The organism is Iodidimonas sp. SYSU 1G8 (assembly GCF_039655775.1).
Taxonomy (GTDB): Bacteria; Pseudomonadota; Alphaproteobacteria; order SMXS01; family SMXS01; genus RI-34.
Genome location: NZ_JBBYXJ010000001.1, coordinates 1,196,254 through 1,221,002, shown reverse-complemented (window position 1 = coordinate 1,221,002; position 24,749 = coordinate 1,196,254). Strand labels below are relative to the sequence as shown.

At 65.7% G+C, this 24,749-nt stretch carries 25 protein-coding genes and 1 tRNA gene; 13 read left to right on the top strand and 13 right to left on the bottom strand.

What is annotated here, in order from left to right:
• Positions 1 to 2 precede the first annotated feature (2 nt).
• On the bottom strand, positions 3 to 752 hold the full coding sequence (ubiG, locus tag WJU17_RS05855) for a bifunctional 2-polyprenyl-6-hydroxyphenol methylase/3-demethylubiquinol 3-O-methyltransferase UbiG (protein WP_346326399.1): 750 nt from the start codon (positions 750 to 752) through the stop codon (positions 3 to 5).
• Between the two features lie 137 nt (positions 753 to 889).
• On the opposite strand from ubiG, the gene WJU17_RS05850 reads away from it, so the two are divergent.
• The 10 genes from WJU17_RS05850 to clpB all read left to right on the top strand — a co-directional run bounded on the left by WJU17_RS05850 (position 890) and on the right by clpB (position 14,315).
• On the top strand, positions 890 to 2,110 hold the full coding sequence (locus WJU17_RS05850; RefSeq protein WP_346326398.1) for an aspartate kinase: 1,221 nt from the start codon (positions 890 to 892) through the stop codon (positions 2,108 to 2,110).
• Positions 2,111 to 2,114: 4 nt separating this feature from the next.
• Positions 2,115 to 3,131, top strand: a complete 1,017-nt coding sequence (locus WJU17_RS05845; RefSeq protein WP_346326397.1) for a nitronate monooxygenase — start codon at positions 2,115 to 2,117, stop codon at positions 3,129 to 3,131.
• A 4-nt stretch (positions 3,132 to 3,135) separates the two neighbouring features.
• The gene (gene ptsP / locus WJU17_RS05840) at positions 3,136 to 5,406 is read left to right on the top strand and encodes a phosphoenolpyruvate--protein phosphotransferase (RefSeq protein ID WP_346326396.1); all 2,271 of its coding nucleotides are present in this window, start codon (positions 3,136 to 3,138) and stop codon (positions 5,404 to 5,406) included.
• A gap of 155 nt (positions 5,407 to 5,561) precedes the next feature.
• On the top strand, positions 5,562 to 6,143 hold the full coding sequence (locus WJU17_RS05835) for a helix-turn-helix domain-containing protein (protein ID WP_346326395.1): 582 nt from the start codon (positions 5,562 to 5,564) through the stop codon (positions 6,141 to 6,143).
• A 117-nt stretch (positions 6,144 to 6,260) separates the two neighbouring features.
• Entirely contained in the window at positions 6,261 to 7,388 is a 1,128-nt protein-coding gene (ispG, locus tag WJU17_RS05830; protein WP_346326394.1) for a flavodoxin-dependent (E)-4-hydroxy-3-methylbut-2-enyl-diphosphate synthase, read from the top strand.
• A 22-nt stretch (positions 7,389 to 7,410) separates the two neighbouring features.
• Positions 7,411 to 8,652 (top strand): histidine--tRNA ligase, encoded by a 1,242-nt coding sequence (gene hisS / locus WJU17_RS05825; RefSeq protein WP_346326393.1) that lies wholly within the window; start codon positions 7,411 to 7,413, stop codon positions 8,650 to 8,652.
• Position 8,653: 1 nt separating this feature from the next.
• Positions 8,654 to 9,751: a peptide chain release factor 1 gene (gene prfA / locus WJU17_RS05820; protein ID WP_346326392.1), complete on the top strand. Its 1,098-nt coding sequence runs from the start codon at positions 8,654 to 8,656 to the stop codon at positions 9,749 to 9,751.
• Complete coding sequence (prmC, locus tag WJU17_RS05815) at positions 9,752 to 10,621, top strand: peptide chain release factor N(5)-glutamine methyltransferase (RefSeq protein WP_346326391.1); 870 nt, start codon at positions 9,752 to 9,754, stop codon at positions 10,619 to 10,621.
• A 220-nt stretch (positions 10,622 to 10,841) separates the two neighbouring features.
• Positions 10,842 to 11,519 carry a DUF4167 domain-containing protein gene (locus WJU17_RS05810; protein WP_346326390.1) on the top strand — a complete coding sequence of 226 codons (678 nt, stop codon included), beginning with the start codon at positions 10,842 to 10,844 and terminating at the stop codon, positions 11,517 to 11,519.
• A 141-nt stretch (positions 11,520 to 11,660) separates the two neighbouring features.
• Positions 11,661 to 14,315, top strand: a complete 2,655-nt coding sequence (gene clpB / locus WJU17_RS05805) for an ATP-dependent chaperone ClpB (RefSeq protein WP_346326389.1) — start codon at positions 11,661 to 11,663, stop codon at positions 14,313 to 14,315.
• Positions 14,316 to 14,383: 68 nt separating this feature from the next.
• On the opposite strand, the gene WJU17_RS05800 is transcribed toward clpB, so the two are convergent.
• Entirely contained in the window at positions 14,384 to 15,826 is a 1,443-nt protein-coding gene (locus WJU17_RS05800) for a peptidoglycan DD-metalloendopeptidase family protein (RefSeq protein ID WP_346326388.1), read from the bottom strand.
• 219 nt (positions 15,827 to 16,045) lie between these two features.
• Between WJU17_RS05800 and WJU17_RS05795 the strand changes: the two genes are divergently transcribed.
• Positions 16,046 to 16,121 (top strand) — tRNA-Ala (locus WJU17_RS05795).
• Between the two features lie 31 nt (positions 16,122 to 16,152).
• On the opposite strand, the gene arsB is transcribed toward WJU17_RS05795, so the two are convergent.
• The 4 genes from arsB to WJU17_RS05775 form a co-directional block, all read right to left on the bottom strand.
• Positions 16,153 to 17,244 (bottom strand): ACR3 family arsenite efflux transporter, encoded by a 1,092-nt coding sequence (gene arsB, locus WJU17_RS05790; RefSeq protein WP_346326387.1) that lies wholly within the window; start codon positions 17,242 to 17,244, stop codon positions 16,153 to 16,155.
• Between the two features lie 64 nt (positions 17,245 to 17,308).
• Positions 17,309 to 17,824, bottom strand: a complete 516-nt coding sequence (locus WJU17_RS05785; RefSeq protein ID WP_346326386.1) for an arsenate reductase ArsC — start codon at positions 17,822 to 17,824, stop codon at positions 17,309 to 17,311.
• A gap of 11 nt (positions 17,825 to 17,835) precedes the next feature.
• The gene (locus WJU17_RS05780) at positions 17,836 to 18,300 is read right to left on the bottom strand and encodes an ArsI/CadI family heavy metal resistance metalloenzyme (RefSeq protein ID WP_346326385.1); all 465 of its coding nucleotides are present in this window, start codon (positions 18,298 to 18,300) and stop codon (positions 17,836 to 17,838) included.
• Positions 18,297 to 18,677, bottom strand: coding sequence for a metalloregulator ArsR/SmtB family transcription factor (locus tag WJU17_RS05775; RefSeq protein WP_346326384.1), 381 nt, complete (start codon positions 18,675 to 18,677; stop codon positions 18,297 to 18,299). Before WJU17_RS05775 ends, WJU17_RS05780 begins: the two co-directional genes overlap by 4 nt.
• 203 nt (positions 18,678 to 18,880) lie before the next feature.
• Between WJU17_RS05775 and WJU17_RS05770 the strand changes: the two genes are divergently transcribed.
• Positions 18,881 to 19,183, top strand: coding sequence for a host attachment protein (locus WJU17_RS05770; RefSeq protein WP_346326383.1), 303 nt, complete (start codon positions 18,881 to 18,883; stop codon positions 19,181 to 19,183).
• Between the two features lie 30 nt (positions 19,184 to 19,213).
• On the opposite strand, the gene WJU17_RS05765 is transcribed toward WJU17_RS05770, so the two are convergent.
• The 4 genes from WJU17_RS05765 to WJU17_RS05750 form a co-directional block, all read right to left on the bottom strand.
• Positions 19,214 to 19,600 carry a DUF4345 domain-containing protein gene (locus WJU17_RS05765; RefSeq protein WP_346326382.1) on the bottom strand — a complete coding sequence of 129 codons (387 nt, stop codon included), beginning with the start codon at positions 19,598 to 19,600 and terminating at the stop codon, positions 19,214 to 19,216.
• 4 nt (positions 19,601 to 19,604) lie between these two features.
• Positions 19,605 to 20,621 (bottom strand): aldo/keto reductase, encoded by a 1,017-nt coding sequence (locus tag WJU17_RS05760; RefSeq protein ID WP_346326381.1) that lies wholly within the window; start codon positions 20,619 to 20,621, stop codon positions 19,605 to 19,607.
• Positions 20,622 to 20,742: 121 nt separating this feature from the next.
• Positions 20,743 to 21,357 carry a hypothetical protein gene (locus WJU17_RS05755; protein ID WP_346326380.1) on the bottom strand — a complete coding sequence of 205 codons (615 nt, stop codon included), beginning with the start codon at positions 21,355 to 21,357 and terminating at the stop codon, positions 20,743 to 20,745.
• A 133-nt stretch (positions 21,358 to 21,490) separates the two neighbouring features.
• Entirely contained in the window at positions 21,491 to 22,054 is a 564-nt protein-coding gene (locus WJU17_RS05750; RefSeq protein ID WP_346326379.1) for a DUF2062 domain-containing protein, read from the bottom strand.
• 148 nt (positions 22,055 to 22,202) lie between these two features.
• Here WJU17_RS05750 and corA point away from each other — a divergent pair, with 148 nt between their 5' ends.
• Positions 22,203 to 23,354 (top strand): magnesium/cobalt transporter CorA, encoded by a 1,152-nt coding sequence (gene corA, locus WJU17_RS05745; protein WP_346326378.1) that lies wholly within the window; start codon positions 22,203 to 22,205, stop codon positions 23,352 to 23,354.
• Here the strand turns inward: corA and WJU17_RS05740 are convergent, their stop codons facing one another.
• The 3 genes from WJU17_RS05740 to WJU17_RS05730 all read right to left on the bottom strand — a co-directional run bounded on the left by WJU17_RS05740 (position 23,355) and on the right by WJU17_RS05730 (position 24,619).
• Entirely contained in the window at positions 23,355 to 23,552 is a 198-nt protein-coding gene (locus WJU17_RS05740) for a hypothetical protein (protein ID WP_346326377.1), read from the bottom strand.
• Positions 23,553 to 23,669: 117 nt separating this feature from the next.
• A complete protein-coding gene (locus tag WJU17_RS05735; RefSeq protein WP_346326376.1) occupies positions 23,670 to 24,389 on the bottom strand; it encodes an autoinducer binding domain-containing protein in 720 nt (239 codons plus the stop codon).
• Positions 24,386 to 24,619 carry a hypothetical protein gene (locus tag WJU17_RS05730; protein WP_346326375.1) on the bottom strand — a complete coding sequence of 78 codons (234 nt, stop codon included), beginning with the start codon at positions 24,617 to 24,619 and terminating at the stop codon, positions 24,386 to 24,388. Before WJU17_RS05730 ends, WJU17_RS05735 begins: the two co-directional genes overlap by 4 nt.
• Positions 24,620 to 24,749: the final 130 nt, after the last annotated feature.

Genomic DNA, 24,749 nt, shown 5'->3' with positions numbered 1-24,749 from the left:
TCTTACCCGGCCGGCTTGACCGCCACCACCATGTAGTTCACGTCCGTGTCCCGGCTCAGCGACCAGGAATCCCGCAAGGGCGCGTAGGTCACGCCCTGCAGCGCGGTGACCGACAGCCCGGCGCGGCGCAGCGAGCCGACCAGTTCGGACGGCGTGAGGAACTTGCGCCAGTCATGGGTGCCGCGCGGCAGCCAGCGCAGGATGTATTCGGCGCCGATCTTGGCCATGGCCAGGCTCTTGATCGTCCGGTTGAGGGTGGCGCAGATCATGAGGCCGCCCGGCTTCAGCAGCATGCCCGACGCGGCCAGGAAGCCGTCGACGTCGGCGACGTGCTCGACCACTTCCAGATTGAGCACGATGTCGAAGCGCGCGCCCGACGCGGCAAGGTCCTCGGCCGTCATCGCGCGGTAGTCGATCTGAGTGCCGGTTTGCGAGGCGTGAAGACGCGCCGTGCCGATGTTCTTCTCGGACGGGTCGATGCCCGTGACCGAGGCGCCCATGCGCGCCAGGGGTTCGCTGATCAGACCGCCGCCGCAGCCGATGTCGACGGCCGACAATCCGCTCAGCGGCCGGAGCGATCCGCCCGTCCGGCCCCAATGGGCGAGCGCGGTGTCGCGCACGAATTCAAGTCGCACCGGGTTGAACCGGTGCAGCGGTTTGAACGGGCCGGTCGGGTCCCACCACAGATCCGCCATGGCCTCGAAACGGGCGACTTCTTCGGCGTCGATGCTGGTGGTGATGCTGTCCGACAAGGGATTGTGCCTTCCCGCGCTGCTTGCGCTGCCGTTGGTGACCGAGTATGTAAGGGCCGCTTTTGTGAGGGCAAGCGGCATTCCTGTAAAGCCGCATGTGGGCCTTCACCTCACTATCACTTCTAACGCGAGGGACGATGGCGCGGATCGTCAAAAAATTCGGCGGAACCTCCGTGGCGGATATGGATCGCATCCGCAACGTGGCGACCAAGGTCAAGCGGGCGGTCGACGCCGGCGACCAGGTCGTGGTGGTGGTTTCGGCCATGTCCGGCGTCACCAACCAGCTGGTGGCGTGGGTTTCCGAAGCATCCAACATATACGACGCCCGGGAATATGACTCGGTCGTGGCGACGGGCGAACAGGTCACCAGCGGCTTGCTGGCGCTCACCCTTCAGGGAATGGGCGTCGATGCGCGCTCCTGGTTGGGCTGGCAGGTACCGGTACGCACATCGTCCGCCCACGGCTCGGCGCGCATCCTCGAGATCGAGACGGCCGAACTGGAGAAGCGTCTGAGCGCCGGGCAGGTGGCCGTCATCGCCGGCTTCCAGGGCATCGCCCAGGATGGTCGCATCACGACATTGGGCCGCGGCGGCTCGGATACGACCGCGGTGGCGTTCGCGGCGGCGCTGAACGCCGATCGCTGCGACATCTACACCGATGTGGACGGCGTCTACACCACCGATCCCCGGATCGTTGCCAAGGCCCGCAAGCTCGATAAAATCACTTACGAAGAAATGCTGGAGATGGCGTCTCTGGGCGCGAAGGTGTTGCAGACCCGTTCGGTCGAGCTCGCCATGCGCTTCAAGGTGCCCGTTCAGGTGCGCTCCAGCTTTTCGGATGAACCCGGCACGATGGTTGTCGACGAGGATCAGATCGTGGAACAAGCAGATATCAGCGGCATTGCCTACACCAGCGACGAAGCCAAGATCACGGTAAGGGGCGTGGCCGACAGGCCCGGCGTCTCCGCCTCGATCTTCGGACCGCTGGCCGAAGCCAGCATCAACGTCGACATGATCGTCCAGAACGTGGCGGCCGACGGCAAGACCACCGACCTGACCTTCACCGTGCCGCGCGCCGACCTCGCCCGCTCGGTCAAGGTGATCGAGGGTCTGCAGGGTGAGCTCGACTACCGGGCCATCAGCACCGACAGCGATGTGGTCAAGGTGTCGGTCATCGGCGTCGGCATGCGCAGTCATGCGGGTATCGCCAGCCGCATGTTCACCGCCCTGGCGGATGAAGGCATCAACATCCAGGTCATCTCCACCTCGGAGATCAAGATCAGTGTGCTGATCGCCTCCAAATACACCGAACTGGCGCTGCGGGCCCTGCATTCCGCTTACCAGCTCGACGCGACCTGATCGCATGACAGACCAGCGGGGGAGGGCACGTCTCGACGAGCTGTGGCGCCGGGGGTGCGAATTCCTCGGCACGCGCCACGCCATTCTTGGCGGCGCGATGACCTGGGTGTCCGAGCGCAATCTTGTCTCGTCCATTTCCAATGCCGGTGGCTTCGGCGTCATCGCCTGCGGGTCGATGAGTCCTGATCTGCTCGACATGGAGATCCGCGCGACACGCGCTTTGACGGACCAGCCGTTCGGTGTGAACCTGATCACGATGCATCCGGATCTGGAGGATCTGATCGCCGTCTGCCGGGAGCGAGAGGTTGGGCACGTGGTGCTGGCCGGCGGCCTGCCGCCGGGCAAGGCGATCGATGCCGTCAAGGCCTATGGCGCCAGGCTGATCTGCTTCACCCCGGCGCTTGGACTGGCCAAGAAACTGGTGCGCAGCGGCGTCGACGCCCTCGTGATCGAGGGCAGCGAGGCTGGCGGTCATATCGGTCCGGTCAGCACGGCGGTTCTGGCCCAGGAGATCCTGCCTCATATCCGCGATGTCCCGGTCTTCGTGGCGGGCGGCATCGGCCGCGGCGAGGCGATCGCCATGTATCTTGAACTGGGTGCCAGCGGCGTGCAGCTCGGCACGCGATTCGTCTGCGCGACCGAGTCCATCGCTCATCCCGCCTTCAAGAAGGCATTCATCCGCGCCAACGCGCGTGACGCCATGCCTTCGGTGCAGGTCGACAAGCGTTTTCCGGTGATCCCGGTGCGCGCGCTGGCCAACGCGGCGACCGAGGCGTTCATGGACACGCAGCGCGAGCTGGTGGCCCGCTTCCAGGCGGGTCAGATCGACCAGCAGGCGGCGCAGCTGGAGATCGAACATTTCTGGGCCGGCGCGTTGCGCCGGGCCGTTATCGAGGGCGATGTCGAACATGGCTCGCTGATGGCGGGTCAGAGCGTCGGCATGGTGACCGCCGAGCAGCCGACCGCCGACATCATCGCTGAACTGGTTGATCAGGCTGCCGCCGCGCTGGCGGGCAGGTAGCGCGATGGCCCCAACACCCGTCAATCCCGCTGGCCCGAGGCTTCTGCTCAGGCGCATGCGCGAGGTCATGGCCTCGCCGCAGCCGCCGCAGGAAAAGCTGGACCAGATGGTGCGGGTGATCGCCAACAACATGGTCGCCGAGGTGTGCTCCATCTATCTGGTGCGCGCCGGCGATATCCTCGAGCTGTTCGCCACCGTCGGCCTGAAGGCCGAGGCGGTGCACAAGACCAATCTGCGGGTCGGCGAGGGTCTGATCGGCGAAATCGCCGCGCGCGGCGCCCCGCTCAATCTGGCCGATGCGCAATCTCATCCCAATTTCGCTTACCGGCCCGAAACCGGCGAGGACATCTACCATTCGCTGATGGGCGTGCCCGTCATCCGGGGCGGCCGTGTCCTCGGCGTTCTCGCCGTGCAGAACGTCACCCAGCGGCTGTATACCGAGGAAGAGACCGAGGCGCTCCAGACCGTCGCCATGGTGCTGGCCGAACTGGTCGGCTCCGGCGAACTGATCGACCCGAGCGAGGTCCACGAGGGCACCTTTGCCCAGGGCCATCCGCCCAAGATCGATGGCGTCACGATGGCGGAAGGCATCGCCATCGGCCAGGTCGTGCTGCACGAGCCACGCGTTCAGGTGACTCGTCTCATCGCCGAGGACGAGGCGATCGAATTGGTGCGGCTGGATGAAGCGCTCAGCTCGCTACGCTCGTCGCTGGACAATTTGCTCGAACGGGCGGATCTGGGCATCGAGGGCGATCATTTCGACGTGCTCGAGACCTATCGCATGTTCGCCAATGATCGCGGCTGGGTCGAAAAAATTCGCGACGGCATTCGGGGCGGTCTGACGGCCGAGGCCGCCGTTCAGCGCGTCCAGGTCGACAACCGCGTCCGCATGGCCAAGATCAACGACCCGTACCTGCGCGAGCGCCTGAGCGATCTGGACGATCTGGCCAATCGGCTGATCCGTCACCTGATGGGCCTCGATCAGGGCGGTGTCATCGATCTCCCCGAGCAGACGGTCGTCGTCGCCCGCAATCTCGGGCCCACCGAATTGCTGGATTACGACCGCGCCCGGCTGCGCGGCGTCATCCTCGCCGAAGGCACCCCGAGCGCCCATGTGGCGATCATCGCCAAGGCGCTGGGCATTCCGGTGATCGGACAGGTCGAAGGCATCGTCGGCCTCGTCGACCCGGGTGACCAGATCATCGTCGATGCCATGACCGCCCAGGTCTTCCTGCTGCCGACCCAGGACGTCGTGGACCTCTACGAGGAAGCGCTGGCTCTTCGCGAGCGCCGCCGCGCCGCCTATGCCGAACACCGCGATCTCCCGGCCATCACCAAGGATGGCGTCGAGATCGGCCTGCACATGAATGCGGGCCTTCTCGTCGATCTGCCGCACCTGTCGGACACGGGGGCTCATGGGATCGGCCTGTTCCGCACCGAATTCCAGTTCATGGTCGGCTCGACCTTTCCGCGCCACGAGGCGCAGCGTGAACTCTACTCCCGGGTTCTCGACGCCGCTGGCGACAAGCCGGTGGTGTTCAGGACACTCGATATCGGCAGCGACAAGGTCGTTCCCTTTCTGGAACGGCCGAAGGAAGAGAATCCGGCGCTGGGATGGCGGGCGATCCGCATGGGCCTCGATCGTCCGGCTCTGCTGCGCTACCAGTTACGCGCCCTGCTCGCCGCCACCGCGGGGCGGGACCTGCGGGTGATGTTCCCGCTGGTATCGGATGTGTCCGAATTCCTCGCCGCCCGCTCGATCCTGGAAAAGGAGCTGAAGCGTCACGTCAGGGTCGGGCGTGAGCCGCCGGGCCGGCTCTGGGTCGGCACCATGCTGGAGGTGCCCGCGCTCGCGTGGCAACTCGATGCCCTGATCCCGCACGTGGATTTCGTGTCCATCGGCAGCAACGACCTGATGCAGTATCTGTTTGCCGCCGATCGCGGCAACACCATGCTGACGGACCGCTATGACATCCTGTCCCCGGCCGCCCTGTCGTTCCTGCGCATGATCGTCGACACGCTGCAGCGGGGCGGTGTGTCCGTGTCGCTCTGCGGCGAGGCGGCTGGCAAGACGGTCGAGGCGATGGCGCTCATCGGGATCGGGCTGCGCAGCCTGTCCATGACTCCGGCGTCCGTCGGCCCGGTCAAGGAAATGATCCGTACCCTTGATGTTGCCAAATTGCGGTCGTATCTGTTGACGCTGCTGCCTCTCCCTGACCATAGCCTACGGACCAAATTGACGAATTTCGCCCGCGACCACGGCGTCGAATTGTAGGTTTTTGCACTGCAACGCCGTTGAAAGCCCTTCAGTGAATCGTTACCCTCGAAGCAAGCGAATCTCCTTGACTGTGATTTCCCGGATACAGCTCCAGCAAAGTGGGTCGAAACTCGGTGGTAAAGCTGACGCGGTCTGTGCACAAAGCCGACACAGTGCCGGAAATTGAGGTCGAAGAGACGGTGCAGGGACTCCTGATCCTGGATGAGCAGGGGGACGCCCTGCCGCCCGTGCGTCATGCCCGCAGCAATGTGGTTTCCATCAAGGGCCGTCATCATTCCGCCATGGACGCGGCCGTCGAGCTGGGCGAGCGCCTGCGCAAGACGCGCGAGGCGCGGGGCCTGTCCATTGACGATGTCGCCCTGGTCCTGAAATTTCGCGCCGATTATGTCGAAGCGCTCGAACATGGCGAGATCAAGGAACTGCCGGTCACCTATGCGGTAGGTTTCCTCCGCTCCTACGCCGAGTTCCTCGGCGGCTCGGCCCTGGGCATCGATATTCCCGAGGCTGTCGCGCGTGTCAGGCACGGCTATACCCATCCCAATGGCGAACGCCGCCGGATGTGGGGGCTCACGCAGGAAAACGCCATGCCGAAGCTCTCGTTGCTGATCGTCGCCGCCTTGCTCGCGGCCGGCGTCTGCCTCGCCTGGGAATTGTCGCAGGACCCGTCGCTCGGCACGTCCGAGGCGGCCAACTCCTATCAGGGACAGGTCGCCGCCATCATGCAGGAACGGTAGGCCTGCCGCTCGACCCGTCAGGTCTGGACACCCGCCCGCTTCGCCCCAACTGTGGGCTGACACCAAGGGAGCGATGGGGTATAAGCCCGCTCAACTGACACGGGACCGCGAAATCACATGACCGTCCGCGCTTACAGACAGATCGAACGCCGCAAGTCGCGCCAGATTCACGTCGGCAATGTGCCGATCGGTGGCGACGCGCCTATTGCCGTTCAGTCGATGACCAATACCCGCACCACCGATATCCAGGGCACCATCGATCAGGTGCTGGGGCTCGAGAAGGCTGGCGCCGACATCGTGCGCATTTCCTGCCCGGACGAGGAATCGACGGCGGCGCTCAAGCACATCATCAAGGCCGTGAACGTGCCGATCGTCGCGGACATCCATTTCCACTACAAGCGCGCCATTGAAGCGGCCGAGGCGGGCGCATCCTGCCTGCGCATCAATCCAGGCAACATCGGTTCCATGGACCGTGTCCGGGAAGTGGTGCGGGCCGCCAAGGACAACAACTGCTCCATGCGGATCGGCGTCAACGCCGGCTCGCTGGAACGCGAGCTGCTCGAACGCTACGGCGAGCCGTGTCCCGAAGCCATGATCGAAAGCGCCCTGAACCACGCCAAGGTCCTCGAGGACGCCGATTTCCGCGAGTTCAAGATTTCGGTCAAGGCATCGGACGTCTTCCTCGCCGTCGCCGCCTATCAGGGCCTGGCCGAGGCCTGTGATTATCCGCTCCATCTCGGGATCACCGAGGCCGGCGGCCTGATGACCGGGACGGTCAAGTCGTCCATCGGCATGGGCATGCTGCTGTGGTCCGGCATCGGCGACACCATCCGTGTCTCGCTCTCGGCCGAACCGGTCGAGGAAGTGAAGGTCGGTTTCGAGATCCTGAAGGGGCTCGGTCTGCGGCATCGCGGCGTGTCCATCATCTCCTGTCCGTCCTGCGCCCGCCAGGCGTTCCAGGTCATCAAGACGGTCGAGACGCTGGAGAAGCGCCTTGCCCATATCGACACGCCCCTGACCCTGTCCATCATTGGCTGCGTCGTCAACGGTCCCGGCGAGGCGCGCGAGACCGATATCGGCCTGACCGGTGGCGGCAACGGCAATCACATGATCTATCTCTCGGGCGTCACCGATCACAAGATCGACGACGACAACATGGTCGAGCATATCGTCGATCTGGTCGAGAAGAAGGCGGCGCAGCTGAAGGCCGATCGCGCCCGCGCGGCCCTCGCGGAAGCCTCGTAACGATTTAATACCGGAGCCCAAAGTGGCAAAGCTGCAGCCCGTTCGCGGCACCCATGACCTGTTGCCCGAAGAGGCACGCCGTCATCAGTACGTTATCGCCACGTTCCGCGATCTGGCGGAACGGTATGGCTATGGCCAGATCGAGACGCCGATCTTCGAATTCACCGAGGTCTTCGACCGGTCGCTTGGCGAAACCACCGATGTGGTGACCAAGGAGATGTACACCTTCCAGGATCGCGGCGGCGAGAGCCTGTCGCTGCGTCCCGAACCCACGGCCGGCATCGCGCGTGCCTTCATCTCCGGCGGTCTCGCGCAGCATCTACCGCTCAAGTTCTTCGCCTATGGCCCCATGTTTCGCCACGAGCGGCCGCAGAAGGGACGTCTGCGCCAGTTCCACCAGCTCGATATCGAGGTGCTCGGCGTGCCCGAGCCGCAGGCCGATATCGAGGTCATCGCGCTGGGCGCGCATCTGCTGGAAATCCTCGGCGTGCGCGAAAAGGTCACGCTGGAGCTGAACACCCTGGGCGACACGGCAAGCCGTACCGCCTACCGCGACGTGCTGGTCGAGTATTTCTCCGGCCACGAGGCGAGCCTCAGCGAGGACAGCCGCATGCGCCTCAGGCGCAATCCGCTGCGTATCCTGGATTCCAAGGACGAGGGCGATCGCAGGATCGTCGCCAACGCGCCGCAGATGGGCGATTACCTCAACGATGTCTCGAAGGACTTCTTCGCCCGCGTGAAGGACGGCCTCGATGCCTTGGGGCAGGCGTACACCGTCAACGACCGTCTGGTGCGCGGCTTCGACTACTACACCCATACGGCCTTCGAGTTCACGACCACCCTGCTCGGCGCGCAGAGCGCCGTGATTGGCGGCGGCCGCTACGATCATCTGATCGAATACATGGGCGGTCCGTCCACGGCCGGCATCGGCTGGGGCTGCGGCATCGAACGGCTGGTCATGCTGCTCGACGAGCCGCCCGCGGCCGAGCGTCCCGTCGCCGTCATCCCCGTGGGCGCCGACGGCGAGACCGAGGCGCTGGTGCTGACCCAGCAGCTGCGCCGCGCTGGCGTCAAGACCGACATCGCGTTCCGGGGCAATGTGGGCAAGCGGATGAAGCAGGCCAACAAGGTCAACGCCCGCGCCGCCATTCTGGTGGGCGGCGACGAACTGGCGCGCGGTGCCGTGGCGCTGCGTGACCTGGATACCGGCGAGCAGGTCGAGGTGGCGCGGGGCGAGATCGTCGCGCGTCTGGGCGGCAACTGACGTGGCCGGCATCAGCCAGGAACGGGTCAAGCAGCTCATCGATCGTTTCGAGGGGCTGGAAGCCCAGATGGCCAACGCCGGCAGTCTGTCGGGCGATGCCTACGCCAAGCTGTCGCGGGAATATTCCGAACTGACCGAGGTCGTCGTCGGCGCGCGCGAGTTGCGCCGCATCCGCCAGGAGATCGATGCGCTCGGCGACATGGTCAAGGACCCGGGCAGCGACGCCGAGATGCGCGCCCTCGCCGAGGAGGAACTGCGCGAGCTGAACAACCGTCTGCCCGAGGTCGAGCGCGACCTGCAGCTTCGGCTGCTGCCGCGCGATGAAGCGGACAACAAGAACGTCATCCTGGAAATTCGCGCCGGTACCGGCGGCGACGAGGCGGCATTGTTCAGCGGCGACCTTTTCCGCATGTACCAGCGCTACGCCGACCTGCATGGCTGGACCATCGAGGTCATGTCCGCCAGCGAGTCCAGCGTCGGCGGCTACAAGGAGATCATCGTCTCCGTCGCGGGGCGCAACGTCTATTCCCGGCTCAAATATGAATCCGGCGTGCACCGCGTGCAGCGCGTGCCGGTGACGGAGGCCAGCGGCCGTATTCACACCTCCGCGGCCACGGTCGCGGTCCTCCCGGAAGCGGAGGAAGTGGACATAGTCATCGAGGACAAGGACATCCGCATCGACGTGTTCCGCGCCTCGGGCGCCGGCGGCCAGCACGTCAACACGACCGAAAGCGCCGTGCGCATCACCCATCTGCCGACCAATATCGTCGTGTCGCAGCAGGACGAGAAGTCGCAGCACAAGAACAAGGCCAAGGCGCTGAAGATCCTCCGCGCCCGCCTGTACGAGCACGAGCGCGCCCAGCTGGATGCCGAGCGGTCCGAGGCGCGGCGCGGCCAGGTCGGCAGCGGCGATCGCTCCGAACGCATTCGCACCTATAATTTTCCGCAGAACCGGATCACCGACCACCGGATCAACCTGACGCTCTACAAGCTCGATCTGATGATGCAGGGGCAGGGGCTCGATGAACTGATCGATGCCTTGTCGTCGGAGGATCAGGCCGAGCGGCTGGCGGCGATGGAGTCCGCGGGAGATTTCTGAGTGACCCTTGGCGAGCTTCTCAGGTCCGGACGGGAGCAGCTCGTTGCAGCTGGCATCGCTTCGCCGGCGCTGGATGCCGCTGTTTTGCTCTGCCATGCGGCGGGCGTGCGCCGTGAAGTTCTCATGGGCTATCCGGAACGCGAGGTCGAGGCGGCCGCGGCGGGAAATTACCTGTCCTTCATCCGCCGGCGCGTCGCGCGCGAGCCGGTCTCGCGCATCGTGGGCCGGCGGGAATTCTGGGGGCTCGAATTCGGCGTGACCGGCCATGTGCTCGACCCGCGCGCCGACACGGAAACACTGGTCGAGGCGGCATTGGCCTGGCTGCGTGACCGGCCTGCGTGCCGCGTGGTGGATCTGGGCACCGGCAGCGGCTGTATCCTCCTGTCGCTGCTCCATGAAAGGCCGCGGGACGAGGGACTGGGCGTCGATGTGAGCGCCGCCGCGCTCGATGTCGCGCGCGCCAACGCGGCGGCGCTGGGTCTCGAAAGCCGCGCCTCCTTCGTGCTCGGCAACTGGTCGGCCGGCCTGCCCGCGGCCTTCGCCGACCTGGTGGTGTCCAACCCGCCCTATATCCCCCGCGCCGATATCGAAGGGCTGGAGCCCGAGGTCACGCTCTATGACCCCATGGGCGCGCTCGATGGCGGTCGTGACGGGCTCGATGCCTACCGTGCGCTGGCGGCCGATGTGAAGCGCGTGCTGAAGCCGGGCGGAGGTCTTTTTTTCGAGATCGGCATGGGCCAGCAGGAGCCGGTCGCCGCGCTGCTGAAGGATGCCGGAGCGATCCTGGTCCGGCCCTTTACCGATCTGGCCGGGCGCGTGCGTTGCCTGGGCGCTTTTTTTGACGAGCCCGGCGCTCGGGCACCATTTTGATGTTGGAAAATGCCCTTGGGGTGGTTAGGGTCGCGACGGAGAGAAGCACGGTGATCGTTGGTCCGGCGCTCTTGAAGTCATCCAGAACCAAAGCTGCTGGATGCAGTCTGATCGACTGCACCCCTCGGACTCTAGGAGCCGGCAGGCAGCTCGTCGGGATGATCAATCGGTGGCATGGCCGCTAAAACCGAAATGAGAAAACAAATAAGTGAACGCTTCAATGAGACACAGCAACGGTAAGCGCTCTAGGGGGCGCTCTGGCAGACGGCCAGCGCCTCAGCAGAATATCAATCGCGCTTACGACAGCAACGGTCCGGCAGGCAAGCTGCGCGGGACCGCCGCCCAGTTGGTCGAGAAGTATGTCAGCCTGGCGCGCGATGCGCGCGTGGGCCGCGATCGGGTGCTGGTCGAGAACTTCCTGCAGCACGCCGAGCATTATCAGCGCATCATGAACGAGATCATGATCGCCCAGGGCCTCGAGCCGGAAGCGGTCGATGATGACGATCAGGGCAGCTATGACGACCAGCCGGATGAGCGCGCGAACGGCAACGTCCGCCAGAGCAACGGTAATGGCAACGGCAACGGCCAAGGCTCCTACAATGGTGGCGGTAACGGCGGCGGCAATGGCAACGACCATGCCCGGCCGCAGGCTCAGCCGCAGCCGGTCGCCGCGCCTGCGCCGGTTACGCCGCCGCAGCCGCAGCCGGTCATCCTCGGCGTCGAGGACCAGCCCGATATTTCCGCCGATGTCCCGGTGATCGTGCCGCCGACACCGACCGCCACGCCGCGTGCCCCGCGGGCCCGTCGTCCGCGTCGGGTCGCCCCGCGCGCCGAAGCGGCGGCCGATGAAGCGGCTCCGGCGCCGGCCGCTGCCGCCGAAGGCAGCGACGCCGACTGACGAGTTTCCTCTTCCCGGACGGCCCAGCGGGTTGTCCGGGAATGATGTCCCCTTTGTTGCTTCAGGCTCTTGTGTTGCTTATCTGCAACACCATATGGAGCTCGACACTGACAACTGCACCTTCGAAAGGTGGGGGACATAATGGACATCGAAAAATACACCGACCGGCTCAAGGGCTTCATCCAGTCCGCGCAGTTCCTTGCCCAGCGCATGAACCATCAGCAGTTCACGCCTGAGCATCTTCTCAAAATTATCGTCGAGGACGAGGAAGGCCTCGCGGCCAATTTGATCCAGGCCGCCGGCGGCGACGCCAAGCAGGTCCTGCTTCAGGTGGATTCCGAACTCGGCAAGCTGCCCCAGGTCGAGGGCAGCGGCGCGGGCCAGCTTTACATGGCGCCCCAGATGGCCAAGCTGTTCCAGTCGGCCGAGGACATGGCCAAGAAGGCGGGCGACAGCTACGTGACCGTCGAGCGCCTGCTGCAGGCGCTTGCCCTGGCGTCGGGCACCAGATCCGCCGACATCCTGCAGAAGGCGGGCGTGACCGCGCAAGGCCTGAACCAGGTCATCAACGAGGTGCGCAAGGGGCGCACCGCCAATTCCGCCTCCGCCGAGAACGCCTATGACGCCCTCAAGAAATACGCGCAGGACCTGACCCAGGCCGCGCGCGAGGGCAAACTCGATCCGGTCATCGGCCGCGACGAGGAAATCCGCCGGACCATCCAGGTACTGGCGCGGCGCACCAAGAACAATCCCGTACTGATCGGCGAGCCCGGCGTCGGCAAGACCGCCATCGTCGAAGGCCTGGCCCTGCGCATCGCCAATGGCGACGTGCCGGAAGGGCTCAAGACCAAGCGCGTTCTGTCGCTCGACATGGGCAGCATGATCGCCGGCGCCAAGTATCGCGGCGAGTTCGAGGAGCGCCTGAAAGGCGTTCTGGAAGAGGTCGCCTCGTCCGAGGGCGAGATCATCCTTTTCATCGACGAGATGCACACAATCGTCGGCGCGGGCGCGGCGGAAGGCTCCATGGACGCCTCCAATCTGCTCAAGCCGGCGCTGGCGCGCGGCAAGCTGCACTGCATCGGCGCGACCACGCTCAACGAGTATCGCAAGTATGTGGAAAAGGACGCCGCGCTCGAGCGCCGTTTCCAGCCCGTCTTCGTCGACGAGCCGACCTTGGAGGATACCATCTCCATCCTGCGCGGCCTGAAGGAGAAGTACGAGCTGCATCACGGCGTGCGCATTACCGACAGCGCCCTCGTCGCCTCGGCGACCCTGTCCAACCGCTACATCACCGACCGCTTCCTGCCGGACAAGGCCATCGACCTGATGGACGAAGCCGCCAGCCGGTTGCGCATGGAGGTGGAATCCAAGCCCGAGGAGATCGAACAGCTCGACCGGCGCATCATCCAGCTCAAGATCGAGCGCGAGGCGCTGAAGAAGGAAACCGACGATGCGTCGCGTGACCGGCTGAAGAAGATCGAGACCGAGTTGGCCGGGCTGGAGGAGAACTCCGATGCCCTGACCGCCCAGTGGCGCTCGGAAAAGGACATGCTCAATGCCGAGCAACGCCTGAAGGAAGAGCTCGACAACGCGCGCATCGAGCTGGAACGCGCCCAGCGGGACGGCAATCTGGCCCGCGCCGGCGAACTGGCCTATGGCGTGATCCCCGAGCTGGAGCGCAAGCTGCGCGAGGCGGCGTCTTCGAGCCACGAGCGCATGCTCAAGGAAGAGGTGACCGATCAGGACATCGCCTATGTGGTGTCGCGCTGGACCGGCATCCCGGTCGACAAGCTGATGGCGGGCGAGCGCGAGAAGCTGCTGCAGATGGAGCAGGAACTCGGCCGCCGCGTCGTCGGCCAGCGCGAGGCCGTCGAGGCCGTCTCCAAGGCCGTGCGGCGCGCCCGTGCCGGTCTGCAGGACGCGGCGCGGCCGATCGGCTCGTTCCTGTTCCTCGGCCCCACCGGCGTCGGCAAGACCGAGCTGACCAAGGCGCTCGCCGGCTATCTGTTCGACGACGAGCACGCCATGGTGCGTCTCGACATGTCCGAGTTCATGGAAAAGCACTCCGTGGCCCGGCTGATCGGCGCGCCGCCTGGCTATGTGGGCTACGAGGAAGGCGGCGTTCTCACCGAGGCCGTCCGCCGGCGCCCGTATCAGATCGTCCTGTTCGACGAGATCGAGAAGGCGCATCCCGACGTCTTCAACGTGCTGCTGCAGGTGCTCGACGATGGCCGTCTGACCGATGGCCAGGGCCGCACCGTGGACTTCACCAACACCATGATCATCCTGACATCCAACCTCGGCAGCGACATCCTCGCCGCCCAGCCGGACGGGGCCGATGTGGAACTGGTGCGCGACGCGGTGATGGAGGTCGTGCGCGCGTCGTTCCGGCCCGAATTCCTCAACCGGCTGGACGAGATCACCCTGTTCCACCGGCTGGGCCGGGCGGACATGGTCGGCATCGTCGACATCCAGCTCAAGCGGCTGGAGAAACTGCTGGCCGATCGCAAGATGACCATCGTGCTCGACGAGGCAGCCCGGACCTGGCTGGCCAACACCGGCTACGATCCGGTCTATGGCGCCCGGCCGCTCAAGCGGGTGATCCAGCGCTTCCTGCAGGACCCGCTGGCCGAGCTGCTGTTGCAGGGCGAGGTGATGGATGGCGACGAGATCCGCGTGACGGTGGCGGATGGCAAGCTGGTCATCAACGGCCATGCCACGGCGGAAACCGGCGGCATGGCGGGCCACCGTGCCCGTCAGGCCGGCATCGCGCCGGGCAGCGCCGCGATCAACTGATCCGGCGCCGGAAATGAGAAGGGCGGCGCCGCGCGGCGCCGCCCTTCTTCATGTTCGGAAAGGGCTGGTTACTGGTTGCTCGCCAGGGTGGTGGCCATGGGAATGGCGGCGATCTGCACGCTCAGGTCCTGCACGGACTTCTTGAACGCCATCAGCTGCGGGCCGTCCAGCTGCCGGCCGGTCGGCATCTTCAGGCCGCGCGGATCGACCTGCTTGCCCTTGTTGAGCACTTCGTAATGCAGGTGCGGGCCGGTGGAGCGGCCGGTGGTGCCCACATAGCCGATGACATCGCCCTGGCGCACGCGGGCACCGGCCTTGATGCCCTTGCCATAACCGCTCATATGCGCGTAGGCGGTGGAAAACTGGCCATTGTGCTTGACGCGGACATAGTTGCCATAGGCGCCGTTCATGCCGGCTTTCTCGATGACGCCGTCACCGGCCGCATGGATCGGCGTGCCCTTGGACGCGCCGAAATCCAGGCCCTTGTGCATCTTGGTATAGCCGAGGATCGGATGATGCCGCTTGCCGAAGCCCGAGGTCAGGCGCGCGCCGTCGATCGGCGTCTTCAGCAGCGCCTTGCGCACGCTGTGTCCCTTCTCGTCGAAATAGTCCGGATTCTTGTCGTCGCTCGGCGTGTAGAGGTACAGGCTGTGCGGCTTGCCGCTGAGGGTGAGGCCGGCATAGAGCAGCGGGCCGGTCTTGACCATCTGCCCGGCATCGTCCTCGAAGCGCTCGAAGAAGATCTCGAACGTGTCGCCCGGCTGGATTTCGCGCTGGAAATCCACGTCCCAGCTATAGACCCGGATGAACTCCGAGATCACGTTGTGCGGCACGCCGGCCTTCTGCATGGCCATGTAGAGGCTGTCGGAAATCCGGCCGCCGGCGCGGGTGCTGTGCGGCGCCAGCTCGATGGCCTGGACGGTGCTGGCGAACGAGCCGTCATTCTGGCGCTCGACGGTCACGGCGCGTTCCACGTCCGGCTGCAGGCGGATCGTCTGCAGCGTCGGCTCGCTCTCCGGGCTGAAGGTCAGCTCGATTTCCTGGCCCTCGCGCAGGCGGCGCATGTTGAAGTGTTCGGACAGTGCCGTGATGGCGCTGTGCGCGTCGGCCAGCTCGACGCCGGCCTTCACCAGCACGCCGGCCAGCGTGTCGCCACGCATCACCTTGGCCTGCTTCACCGGCGAGGTTTCTTCCTCGTCCTCGGCGGCGCTGACCTGCGGCGCGTCACGATCGAAAATGGGCGCCGTGAGGCTGAGCCCGGGCTGCCCGCTGCTGGAGTCCGGTCCCAGCGACGCCACGAGCGAATAGGGCGAGGGAACTTTCTCGCCCATGGCCGCGTTGTACGAATCGCTGGCCGTGCTGTTGATGTAGGCGGCGAGACCGAGAGCGCTGCCGAGCAGCGTGACGATGGCGGTGGTCTTGAACAACCAGCCCGGCGAGCCCATGCGCTGGCCCAAACTCATGCGCCGACGCGGTTTCATGTTGTCTACCGGGTTGTTTTCGTTGGTCATTCAGCTATCGAGCTATCGCCCATCTCTCCACGGAAAAAACAGAGTCACCGCGCTGCCTCCCGTTGGAGATCAGTGTGACGCCCTCAAGATGCAGGGGCGGGGAATCCCTGTCAACGCAGAATGTCCGGTTTTCCGCTGCTTTCTTGTGCACAAGCGAAACCATGCCCCCAAACGGGACGTTGACGGACCACGCCGCTGCCGATATAGGTGCGCGTCCGTGGGGCCATAGCTCAGTTGGGAGAGCGCTAGCTTTGCAAGCTTGAGGTCGTCGGTTCGATCCCGTCTGGCTCCACCATTCCTCCCCATCTCGCCATGGTCTTCCCGCGTCAGGAAGTGGACGCGCGCCGCGCCTGATACCGGCCCCTGGTCCGGTTGGCGAAGGCGACCAGCGAGAGCATGACGGGCACTTCAACCAGCACCCCCACCACCGTCGCGAGCGCCGCGCCCGACTGCAGGCCGAACAGGCTGATCGCCACGGCGACGGCGAGTTCGAAGAAATTCGACGTGCCAATCAGGGCGCAGGGCGCCGCGATGTTGAACGGCACCCGCCACGCATAGGCCGCCGCGTAGGTCAGCGCGAAAATGCCATAGGACTGGATCAGCAGGGGAACGGCGATCAGCGCGATCACCAGCGGCCGGTCGATGATCACCTGTCCCTGAAAGCCGAACAGCAGCACCACCGTGGCCAGCAGCCCGATGACCGAGAACGGCTTCACCGCCGCCGTGAAGCGGCCGACCGCGGTTTCTTCGTCGCTCGCCGGGGCATGGCCGAGCAGCCAGCGACGCGTCAGGGCTCCTGCGGCGAGCGGCACGATGATGTAAAGCCCGACCGAAAGCAGCAGGGTTTCCCACGGCACGATCAGGTCGGTGACGCCGAGCAGCAACGCGACGATCGGCGCGAAGGCGAAGATCATCACCACGTCGTTCACCGAGACCTGCACGAGCGTGTAGGTCGGATCGCCCCGCGTCAGCTGCGACCATACGAACACCATCGCCGTGCACGGCGCGGCGCCCAGCAGGATCAGCCCCGCCAGATATTGCTGGGCATCGGCGGGCGCGATCAGATCGGCGAAGACATACTCGAAGAACAGCACGCCAAGCGCCGCCATGGTGAACGGCTTGATCAGCCAGTTCACCGCCAGGGTGAGAATCAGGCCCTTGGGCCTGTCGCCGATATGACGCAGGCTGGAGAAGTCGACCGCCACCATCATCGGGTACACCATCGCCCAGATCAGCACCGCCACCACGAAGTTGACGGACGCGTATTCGAGGCCGGCGAGAACACCGAAGAGGCCCGGCAACAGAGTGCCGAGCGTCAGCCCGGCGACGATGCAGATCGCCACCCACAGGCTGAGATAGCGCTCGAACAGGCCCAGCACGGGTTCGGCCTCGGAGGGCGCCGCGATATCATCGGTCATCTGTTTTCCCGATAAGGCTGGGTGGTGACGGATCGGTCGGACACCGCTTTGGCGCCGGGATCTGTCACGACGCCGCGGACAGCGGGCGGCCGATCTCGTCGAGCCGTTTCTGCAGCGCGATCTTGTCGAGCGAGCGTATGGGCAGGCTGACGAAGATCGAAATCCGGTTGCTCAGTTGCCGGTACGTGTCGGCGAAGGCCAGGTGCTTCTGTGCGTCGGTTCCTCCGACGGCCGTCGGGTCGGGTATTCCCCAATGGGCGCTCATCGGCTGTCCCGGCCAGACCGGGCACACTTCCGCAGCCGCGCTGTCGCATACCGTGAAAACGAAATCCATCTTCGGCGCGTCCGGGGCGGCGAACTCGTCCCACGACTTCGACCGCAACCCGTCGGTCGGATGATTCAGCGATTTCAGCAGCGATAGGGTCAAGGGATGGACCTGGTCTCTCGGCTGGCTGCCGGCGCTATAGGCGCGAAAGCGCTCCTGGCCAAGGCGGTTCATGATCGCCTCCGCCATGATGGAACGGGCGGAATTGCCGGTACACAGGAACAGCACGTTGTAGGGGATGGTCTCGGCGTGCATGGACAGGCTCCTCAGCAACAGGCCGATGGGACGGGTTTGGCGGCGGCCGGTGACGGAGAGCAGCAGGCGCCCGGCGCCGCCAGGCTCGCGGTGTCGACATCCTCGCCATAGACCGGGCTCTCTCCGGTGGTCAGAAATGTCTCCCAGGCGACGCCATCGGGGTCGTGTACCCAGGTTTTCTCCGATCTGGCGTAGCAGCAGGTGGTTTCACCCTGCTCCAGCAGCGGTCGCCCGGCATTCTTCAGGCGGCCGTACACGTCGCGCAGTTCGTCGGGGTTCTCCGCCTGGATGCCGAGATGATCGATGCCCTTGCGCTCGCCACGGGTGGTGATCGCGAAGTTGACCCTCGGGTCCTCGAGCATCCATTTGGCGTAGTCATGCTTGATCACCGCCGGTTCGGCGGCGAACAGCGCCGAGTAGAACCTGACCGACTGGTCCAGGTCGCCGACGGCGAGATTGATGTGCAGGCGCTTCATTGAACGGTTCCTTTGACGGGCGGGACGGAACAATTGGACGTGGTCGGTTCACAGCAGGACGACAGCAGATTGTCGAGCAGCGGCGCGCAGATCTCCGGCTGCCCCCGGCAGCAATCCTCCAGCAGAAAGGCGAGGAGTCGACGGGTGGCCTCCACATCGATCATGTAGACGATCGATCGGCTATGCCGGGTCGAAGAAACCAGCCCGGCATTGCTGAGCACGGACAGGTGGGTCGACAGCGTGCTCGGCGGAATATCGAGCTCCCGCGCGATGTCGCCCGCCGCCATGCCGTCCGGCCCCTGCGTGATCAGCAGTCTGAAAACCCTGAGCCGGCTCTCCTGGGCCAGGGCGGCGAGTGTCTGGACGGCGTCTTTCATTTCCATGATTCGATATTTGCAGAAATATAATAGTTAGTCAATGGCAGGAAATTCGAGTGTCGCACGTCCGGGATCTCCCTATGCGCAGCCTTGGGCCAACTCCCAGCCTGGGCACCGTGCCCCTTGCCCAACGCGCGCCGATGGTGTGATGTAACGTTCGTCACATCTTGAGGAGCCGGACATGCTGCTGCCGCACGGAACCCTTGTCGCGCTGGTCGATGGGCGCGCATCACAAGGGCGCCGGCACGGGCCACCATGCCAGCGCCGCCAATCCCGACGGCCATATCCATGACGAGGACGCCCATGTGGCCGCGGTCGCGGGCTGGCTGAACCGCGAGGCGCGGGCGGGCAGGATCGCCAGCCTCGTCGTCATCGCGCCGCCCCGGGCGCTGGGCGAAATGCGCCGCCATTACAGCGGGCCACTGGACGCCGTGCTGCTCAAGGAACTGCCGAAGGATCTCGTCGGCCAGAAGGGCTCGGCGCTCCTCGCGGCGCTGCGGGCGTAGTCCGGAGCCGCTGGCGCCGCCGGCCGGCCGTCACGCCGACGCGGCGGCCACGCGGCCCTGCCACCAGGCGAGCACCGGCACCAGCACCAACTCGAATCCCAGGCCGATCAGGTGCTCCGTCACCGGCGGGCCGGCCAGCACCAGCGACAGGCCGCGCCCCAGGCCGCCGGTGAAGATCAGCAGGCACAGCATGCGGAACGCCGCCGTTCTGCGCTCGATGGCGGGTACGCACCACCAGAACGTCAGCCCGATGGCGAGGAAAATGCCGGACAGGAACCGGTAATGGCTGTCCAGATTGACCGGCCAGTCCTCGCCCGGCATCACCTCGCCGGGACCCTGCACGACGCCCATCAGCCCGACCGTCACCGGAATGCAGGCAAGGACGCCGACGGCGGCCTGCAGCCCCCGCCGGCTCATGCGCCTATCCCATCGGATAGAGGATCTCCTTCGACACCTGATCGATGGCCTTCATCACGTCATCGGCCAGCACCATGTCCGCGGCGGCCAGGATCTCATCCATCTGGTCCTCGCGGGTCACGCCGACGATGGTCGAGGCGACGAAGTCGTGCTGCTTGCTCCAGGCCACCGCCATGGTCACCGGCGACAGGCCGGCCTCTGCGGCGATTTCCATGTAGCGCTTGGTGCTCTCGATGGTCTTGTCGTTGACGAAACGGCGCGCCATCGCGGCCTGCCGGCCGCCCATGGCCAGATATTTGGTGAAGCGGGCATTGTCCGGCCGCGCGCCATCATTGTACTTGCCCGCCAGCACGCCGGCGCCGATGGGCGAATAGGGGATCAGGCTGACGCCTTCGTGCCGGCACGCGGCGGCCAGCTCGTCCTCGAACCGGCGGTTGTTCAGGCTGAAATTGTTCTGGATGGTCTGGTGGCGCACCGTGCCGTGCCGTTCCGAGGCGGCGAGGCTCTTCATCAGGCCCCAGGTCGTCTCGTTGCTGCAGCCGACGATGCGGACCTTGCCCGCCTTCACCAGCTCGTCGAGCACCTGCATGGTCTCGTCATAGGGCGTGCCATGATCCGGCCAGTGGGTCTGGTACAGATCGACATAATCCGTATCCAGCCGCTTCAGGCTCGCGTCGATCGCGCGGGTGATGTTGTGGCGGTCCAGCGCCGTCATGCCGGCGCGCATCGCGCCCTTGATCCAGCCATGGCTGGGGCCGCACACCTTGGTCGCCAGGATGATCGCGTCGCGGTTCTTGGTCTTCATCCAGCGGCCGAAGATTTCCTCGGTCTGCCCGGCCCATTTGGGATCGGGCGGCACGGGATAGTTCTCGGCCGTGTCGAAGAAGTTGATCCCCGCGTCCAGCGACATGTCGAGCGCGCGGAAGGCGGTCTTTTCATCGGCCTGCGAGCCGAAGGTCATGGTCCCCATGCAGATATCGGAAACATAGATGGCGCTGCGGCCAAGGCGTCGGTACTGCATCCGTCATTCTCCCCCGTTTATCGGTGCTGCGGCGCAGCTTACGGATGGATGCGGTCGATGGCCAGTGTCCGTGCTCGAGTGTCCCGCGCTCCCAGTGTCCCGCGCTTCTGGCCTTCCGTGCTCAGAGCGTCGGGACGCGCTCGCGGGCCACGCGCTCGAAGCGGTCGATGGCGGCGGCGAGGCGGCGCGCCTGCGCGTTCATCTTGCGGATGCCGGCCTTCGTCGGCTCGGTCACGGCGCGCAGGCTGTCGGCCTCGGTCTTCGGCGTGCCGATCCGGCTGTTGCCGTCCGCCGGATGGATGCGGTCGGCGATCAGCGCCGTGAACTTGCCGTTGGCGTCCAGCACCCGGGCGAAGGCGCCCTGCAGCATCCGGTCGCTGAACTCGAACTCCGCGCCCTTCCAGTCCGCCGCGATTTCCTCCAGCGGGTGGAGAAGGTCGCGGTGGAACGGATCGGCGAAATCATGCTTGCGCAGGAAGATGCGCAGATAGGACGGCACCTGCCGGCGGAAATGGTGCACCAGCTTCTCGTCCTGCGGATGGGGTTGACGGGTCCAGGCGGCAAAGCGTTCGGCGCAGATCCACAGGGCGAGCCCCGCCGCGAAGAAGATCGCGGGGACCCACCGCCAGTGCCATTCGCCGCCGGGCGACGCGGCAAGCCAGACCAGCAGCGCCATGGCCAGCACGCCGGTCAACAGCCGTCCAGCCAACGAGCCAAGCACCAATCGAAACGCCATCGCGGACCCTTTCGCTCACGGCCGCACACCATACAGATCGGCGGCGCCGGCGCAACGGCCAGCCCCATGCCGCTTCCCGCGCGGCGGACCCGGTCCCATGGTGCGCGATCCCGGGAGCCAGGCTGTACCCAAACTACGTTTTCGGCGGCGGCGGCGTTCCCCCGCGCTGGCCGCGCCGCCGCCAGGCCAGCACCGTCGCCAGGCGCCACGTGCCGGAAATGAGAGCATAGCTCAGGACGCTTCCCGTCACCGACATGACCGCGAGCCCGACGATGAGCGGCTTGCCCAGGCCGCGAACATGCTGCCACCACGCGCCGAGCCATGCCAGCACGCCGTCGACCTCGGGCAGAGGCGGCAGGGCCCCGTCGGGCACGGGCGGATGACCGGTCAGGGCGGCGCCGATCCGGTAGGCGAGATAATAGAACGGGGCGAAGGTCAGCGGATTGCTGACCAACGTCGCGGCCACGGCCGCGGGCAGGTTCGCCCGCAGCGCCAGCGCCAGGACCGCCGCCGCCGCGATCTGCCCGAACGGAATCAACAGGCCGAAGAACATCCCGATGGCTACGCCCAGGGCCACCCCGCGCCGCGACAGGTGCCACAGCCGGCGATGGTGCAGCGCCGGCCCGAGCCAGCGCAACCAGCGGCTGGAGCGAAGCCGCTCGGCATCCGGGAGATAGCGCTGGATCCGCTTCTTCATCGCCGTGCGATCTGTTTGCCGGGGTGGACGCGACGCGCGCGCCGGGGAAGACGCATCACACTAATGTGGTACATCGCACGCCCGTTTCCAACGCCTTAAGCGCCATGGTACAGCTTGCCGGGACAGATGCGACCGAAGGGACCGCGCCATGCCACCGGATGCTCCAGTTTCCCCCGTCGGCCCCGGCGCGCCGGCGCATGAGAGATCCCGCAAGGCGCGCCGGCGCCTGCGCCGGGACCGCCGCCGCTCGCTTGGCCAGCCCGCCGGCACCGTCATCGCCGATCCCGCCGCCGCGCCGACCCACATCCAGGCCATCTGGTACGACGAGCGCCAGTTCCACGAACAGTCTCATCTGGATGTGCCGGCGCTGCGCCAGCTTCAGAAGCACAGCGACGTGCTCTGGATCGATGTCGCCGGTCTGGCCGATACCGCCGCGATCAAGGCGATCGGCGAAAGCTTCGGCCTGCACCGCCTCACGCTCGAGGATATCGTCAATTTGCACCAGCGGCCGAAGGTGGAAGTCTTCGACCATTACGTGTTCATCGTCATGAAGATGCTCGACGCCACCGAAACCGGTCTGACCGAGCAGATGTCCATCATCGTCGGCCAGGATTTCCTGATCACCTTCCAGGAACGCCCCGGAGACTGCTTCGATCCCACCCGCGCCCGGCTTCGCCGCGACGGCGGCCAGTTGCGCGGGCAGGGGCCGGACGCGCTGGCCCATGCGCTGATCGACGCGGTGATCGACAATTTCTTTCCGCTGCTCGAGCGCTATGGCGAGGCGATCGAGGATCTGGAGGACGCGGTGGTCAGCGCGCCCGCCCCGGCGCTGATCGAACGCCTGCACGGCATCAAGCGGGATCTGCTGGAGGTGCGCCGCTCGGTCTGGCCGACGCGCGAGCTGCTCAACGCCCTGATCCGCGACGAAAATCCGCTGATCCGCGACGCCACCAAGGTCTATCTGCGCGACTGCTACGATCATGCGATCCAGCTCATGGACATCGTCGAGACCTATCGCGAGATCGCCTCGGGTCTGCTGGACGTCTACCTGTCCAGCATGAGCGCCAAGCTGAACGAGGTCATGAAGATCCTGACCATCATCGCGACCATCTTCATTCCGCTCAGCTTCTTCGCCGGCGTCTGGGGCATGAACTTCGAGCTCATGCCCGAGTTGAAATGGCGCTACGGCTATCCCGCCGCGCTCGGCTTCATGGCCATCGTGGCCGGCCTGCTGGTGTGGTTCTTCAAGCGCCGCGGCTGGCTGGAATGGGAACGGCCCGCAAATCGGCCGGATCCCTGATCAGCGCGGCGCGACCGGCCAGTGGTTCGGGCTGAGAATGACGCCCGTCAGGGCGCGGGCAAGATCCTTCAGGCCGGCGGCATGCGCCTCGCGTACCAGATATTCCAGGCCGCCCAGAATGGCGTCGGCGGCTTCCTCTTGTGTCTCATGGGCCAGGATGAAGTCTCGGTCGATGCTGAGTCCGCTGCGATCCGTCAAAGGGACAGTCTCCGGTAGGGCCGGCCCCCCGGCACGGCGATTTTTGCGACCATGCCATTCAACCGTGAAACCGCGTCCGGCGAAACCTAGCAACCTCAGTAGGGTTTCGCCGGCCCGTCAGGGCACGATCAGGCCCAGGCGGATCGCCTTCACCACGGCCGCCACCCGGGAATTGACGTTCAGCTTGCGGCACACGTTCTGCACGTGGAATTTCACGCTGTGTTCGGTCACGCCCATGCGGGCGGCGGCTTCGGCGTTGTTCAGGCCTTCTGTCAGCCGCAGCAGGACGTCGCGCTCGCGCGCCGTCAGCGCCGACACGGGCGCTTCCGTCAGCTCTTCCAGCGCCGTATAGGCCTGATGAAACTGGATCGACAGCACCCGCGCGATATGCACGGCTTCGCTCGTCACGCCCACGGCCGCGCCGCGCGCTAAGGCGACGCCGGCGACCTGGCCGAACGGACCGTGCACCGGTACCGTGATTCCATCCCACAGACCGGCATCCCTGATATCGTCCATCAGCGCCTTCTGGCGGCGCGACAGGTCTAGACTGGCGATGGCTTCCGCCCAGGTGAACGGCGCCCTCGTATGCACGACCCGGTCGCCGAGCGGATCGATCTCTTCATATTTCTCGGCGTCGTAATGGGCGATCCAGTCGGTCGGCAGCATGCTGAACTGCACGAGGTCGGCGAGAGGGCCGCGGGTCGATGGGCTGGGATAACAGAAATAATGCAGTGTTTCGTAGCCGATATGCGCCATCGCGCCGCGAAACGCCGTCAGCAGATCCTCGCGGTTGCGCGTCTGGGCCGACGCGGCGAAGAAATCGCCGACGATCATCATGCCGGCCGCCTCGGCGCGCCGCGCCCGATCAGGCCCAGCCGCACGGCCGCCACCACCGCCTCGCAGGCCGACGCCACGCGCAGCTTCAGCGCGGCGCGGTCCAGCGATTCGCGGAACGCCAGTCTGGTCAGGTCGTGACGGTACAGGACGGCGTCGCCGGCATCGCCCAGCCACGCCAGCCGCAGGCATAAATATTCGCGCTCTGTCAGCCTCTCGGCCCGATTGCTCATCCTGAAACGTCAGCCCTGCCCATCCGGACCGATGGTCCGGCCGCCCTGCCGGCTGGCCTCGTCTATAAATTCGCCAAAATCCGCCAGGACGTGTTGTCCCCGGCGGTATTTAGCCGCGAAACGCCCGATG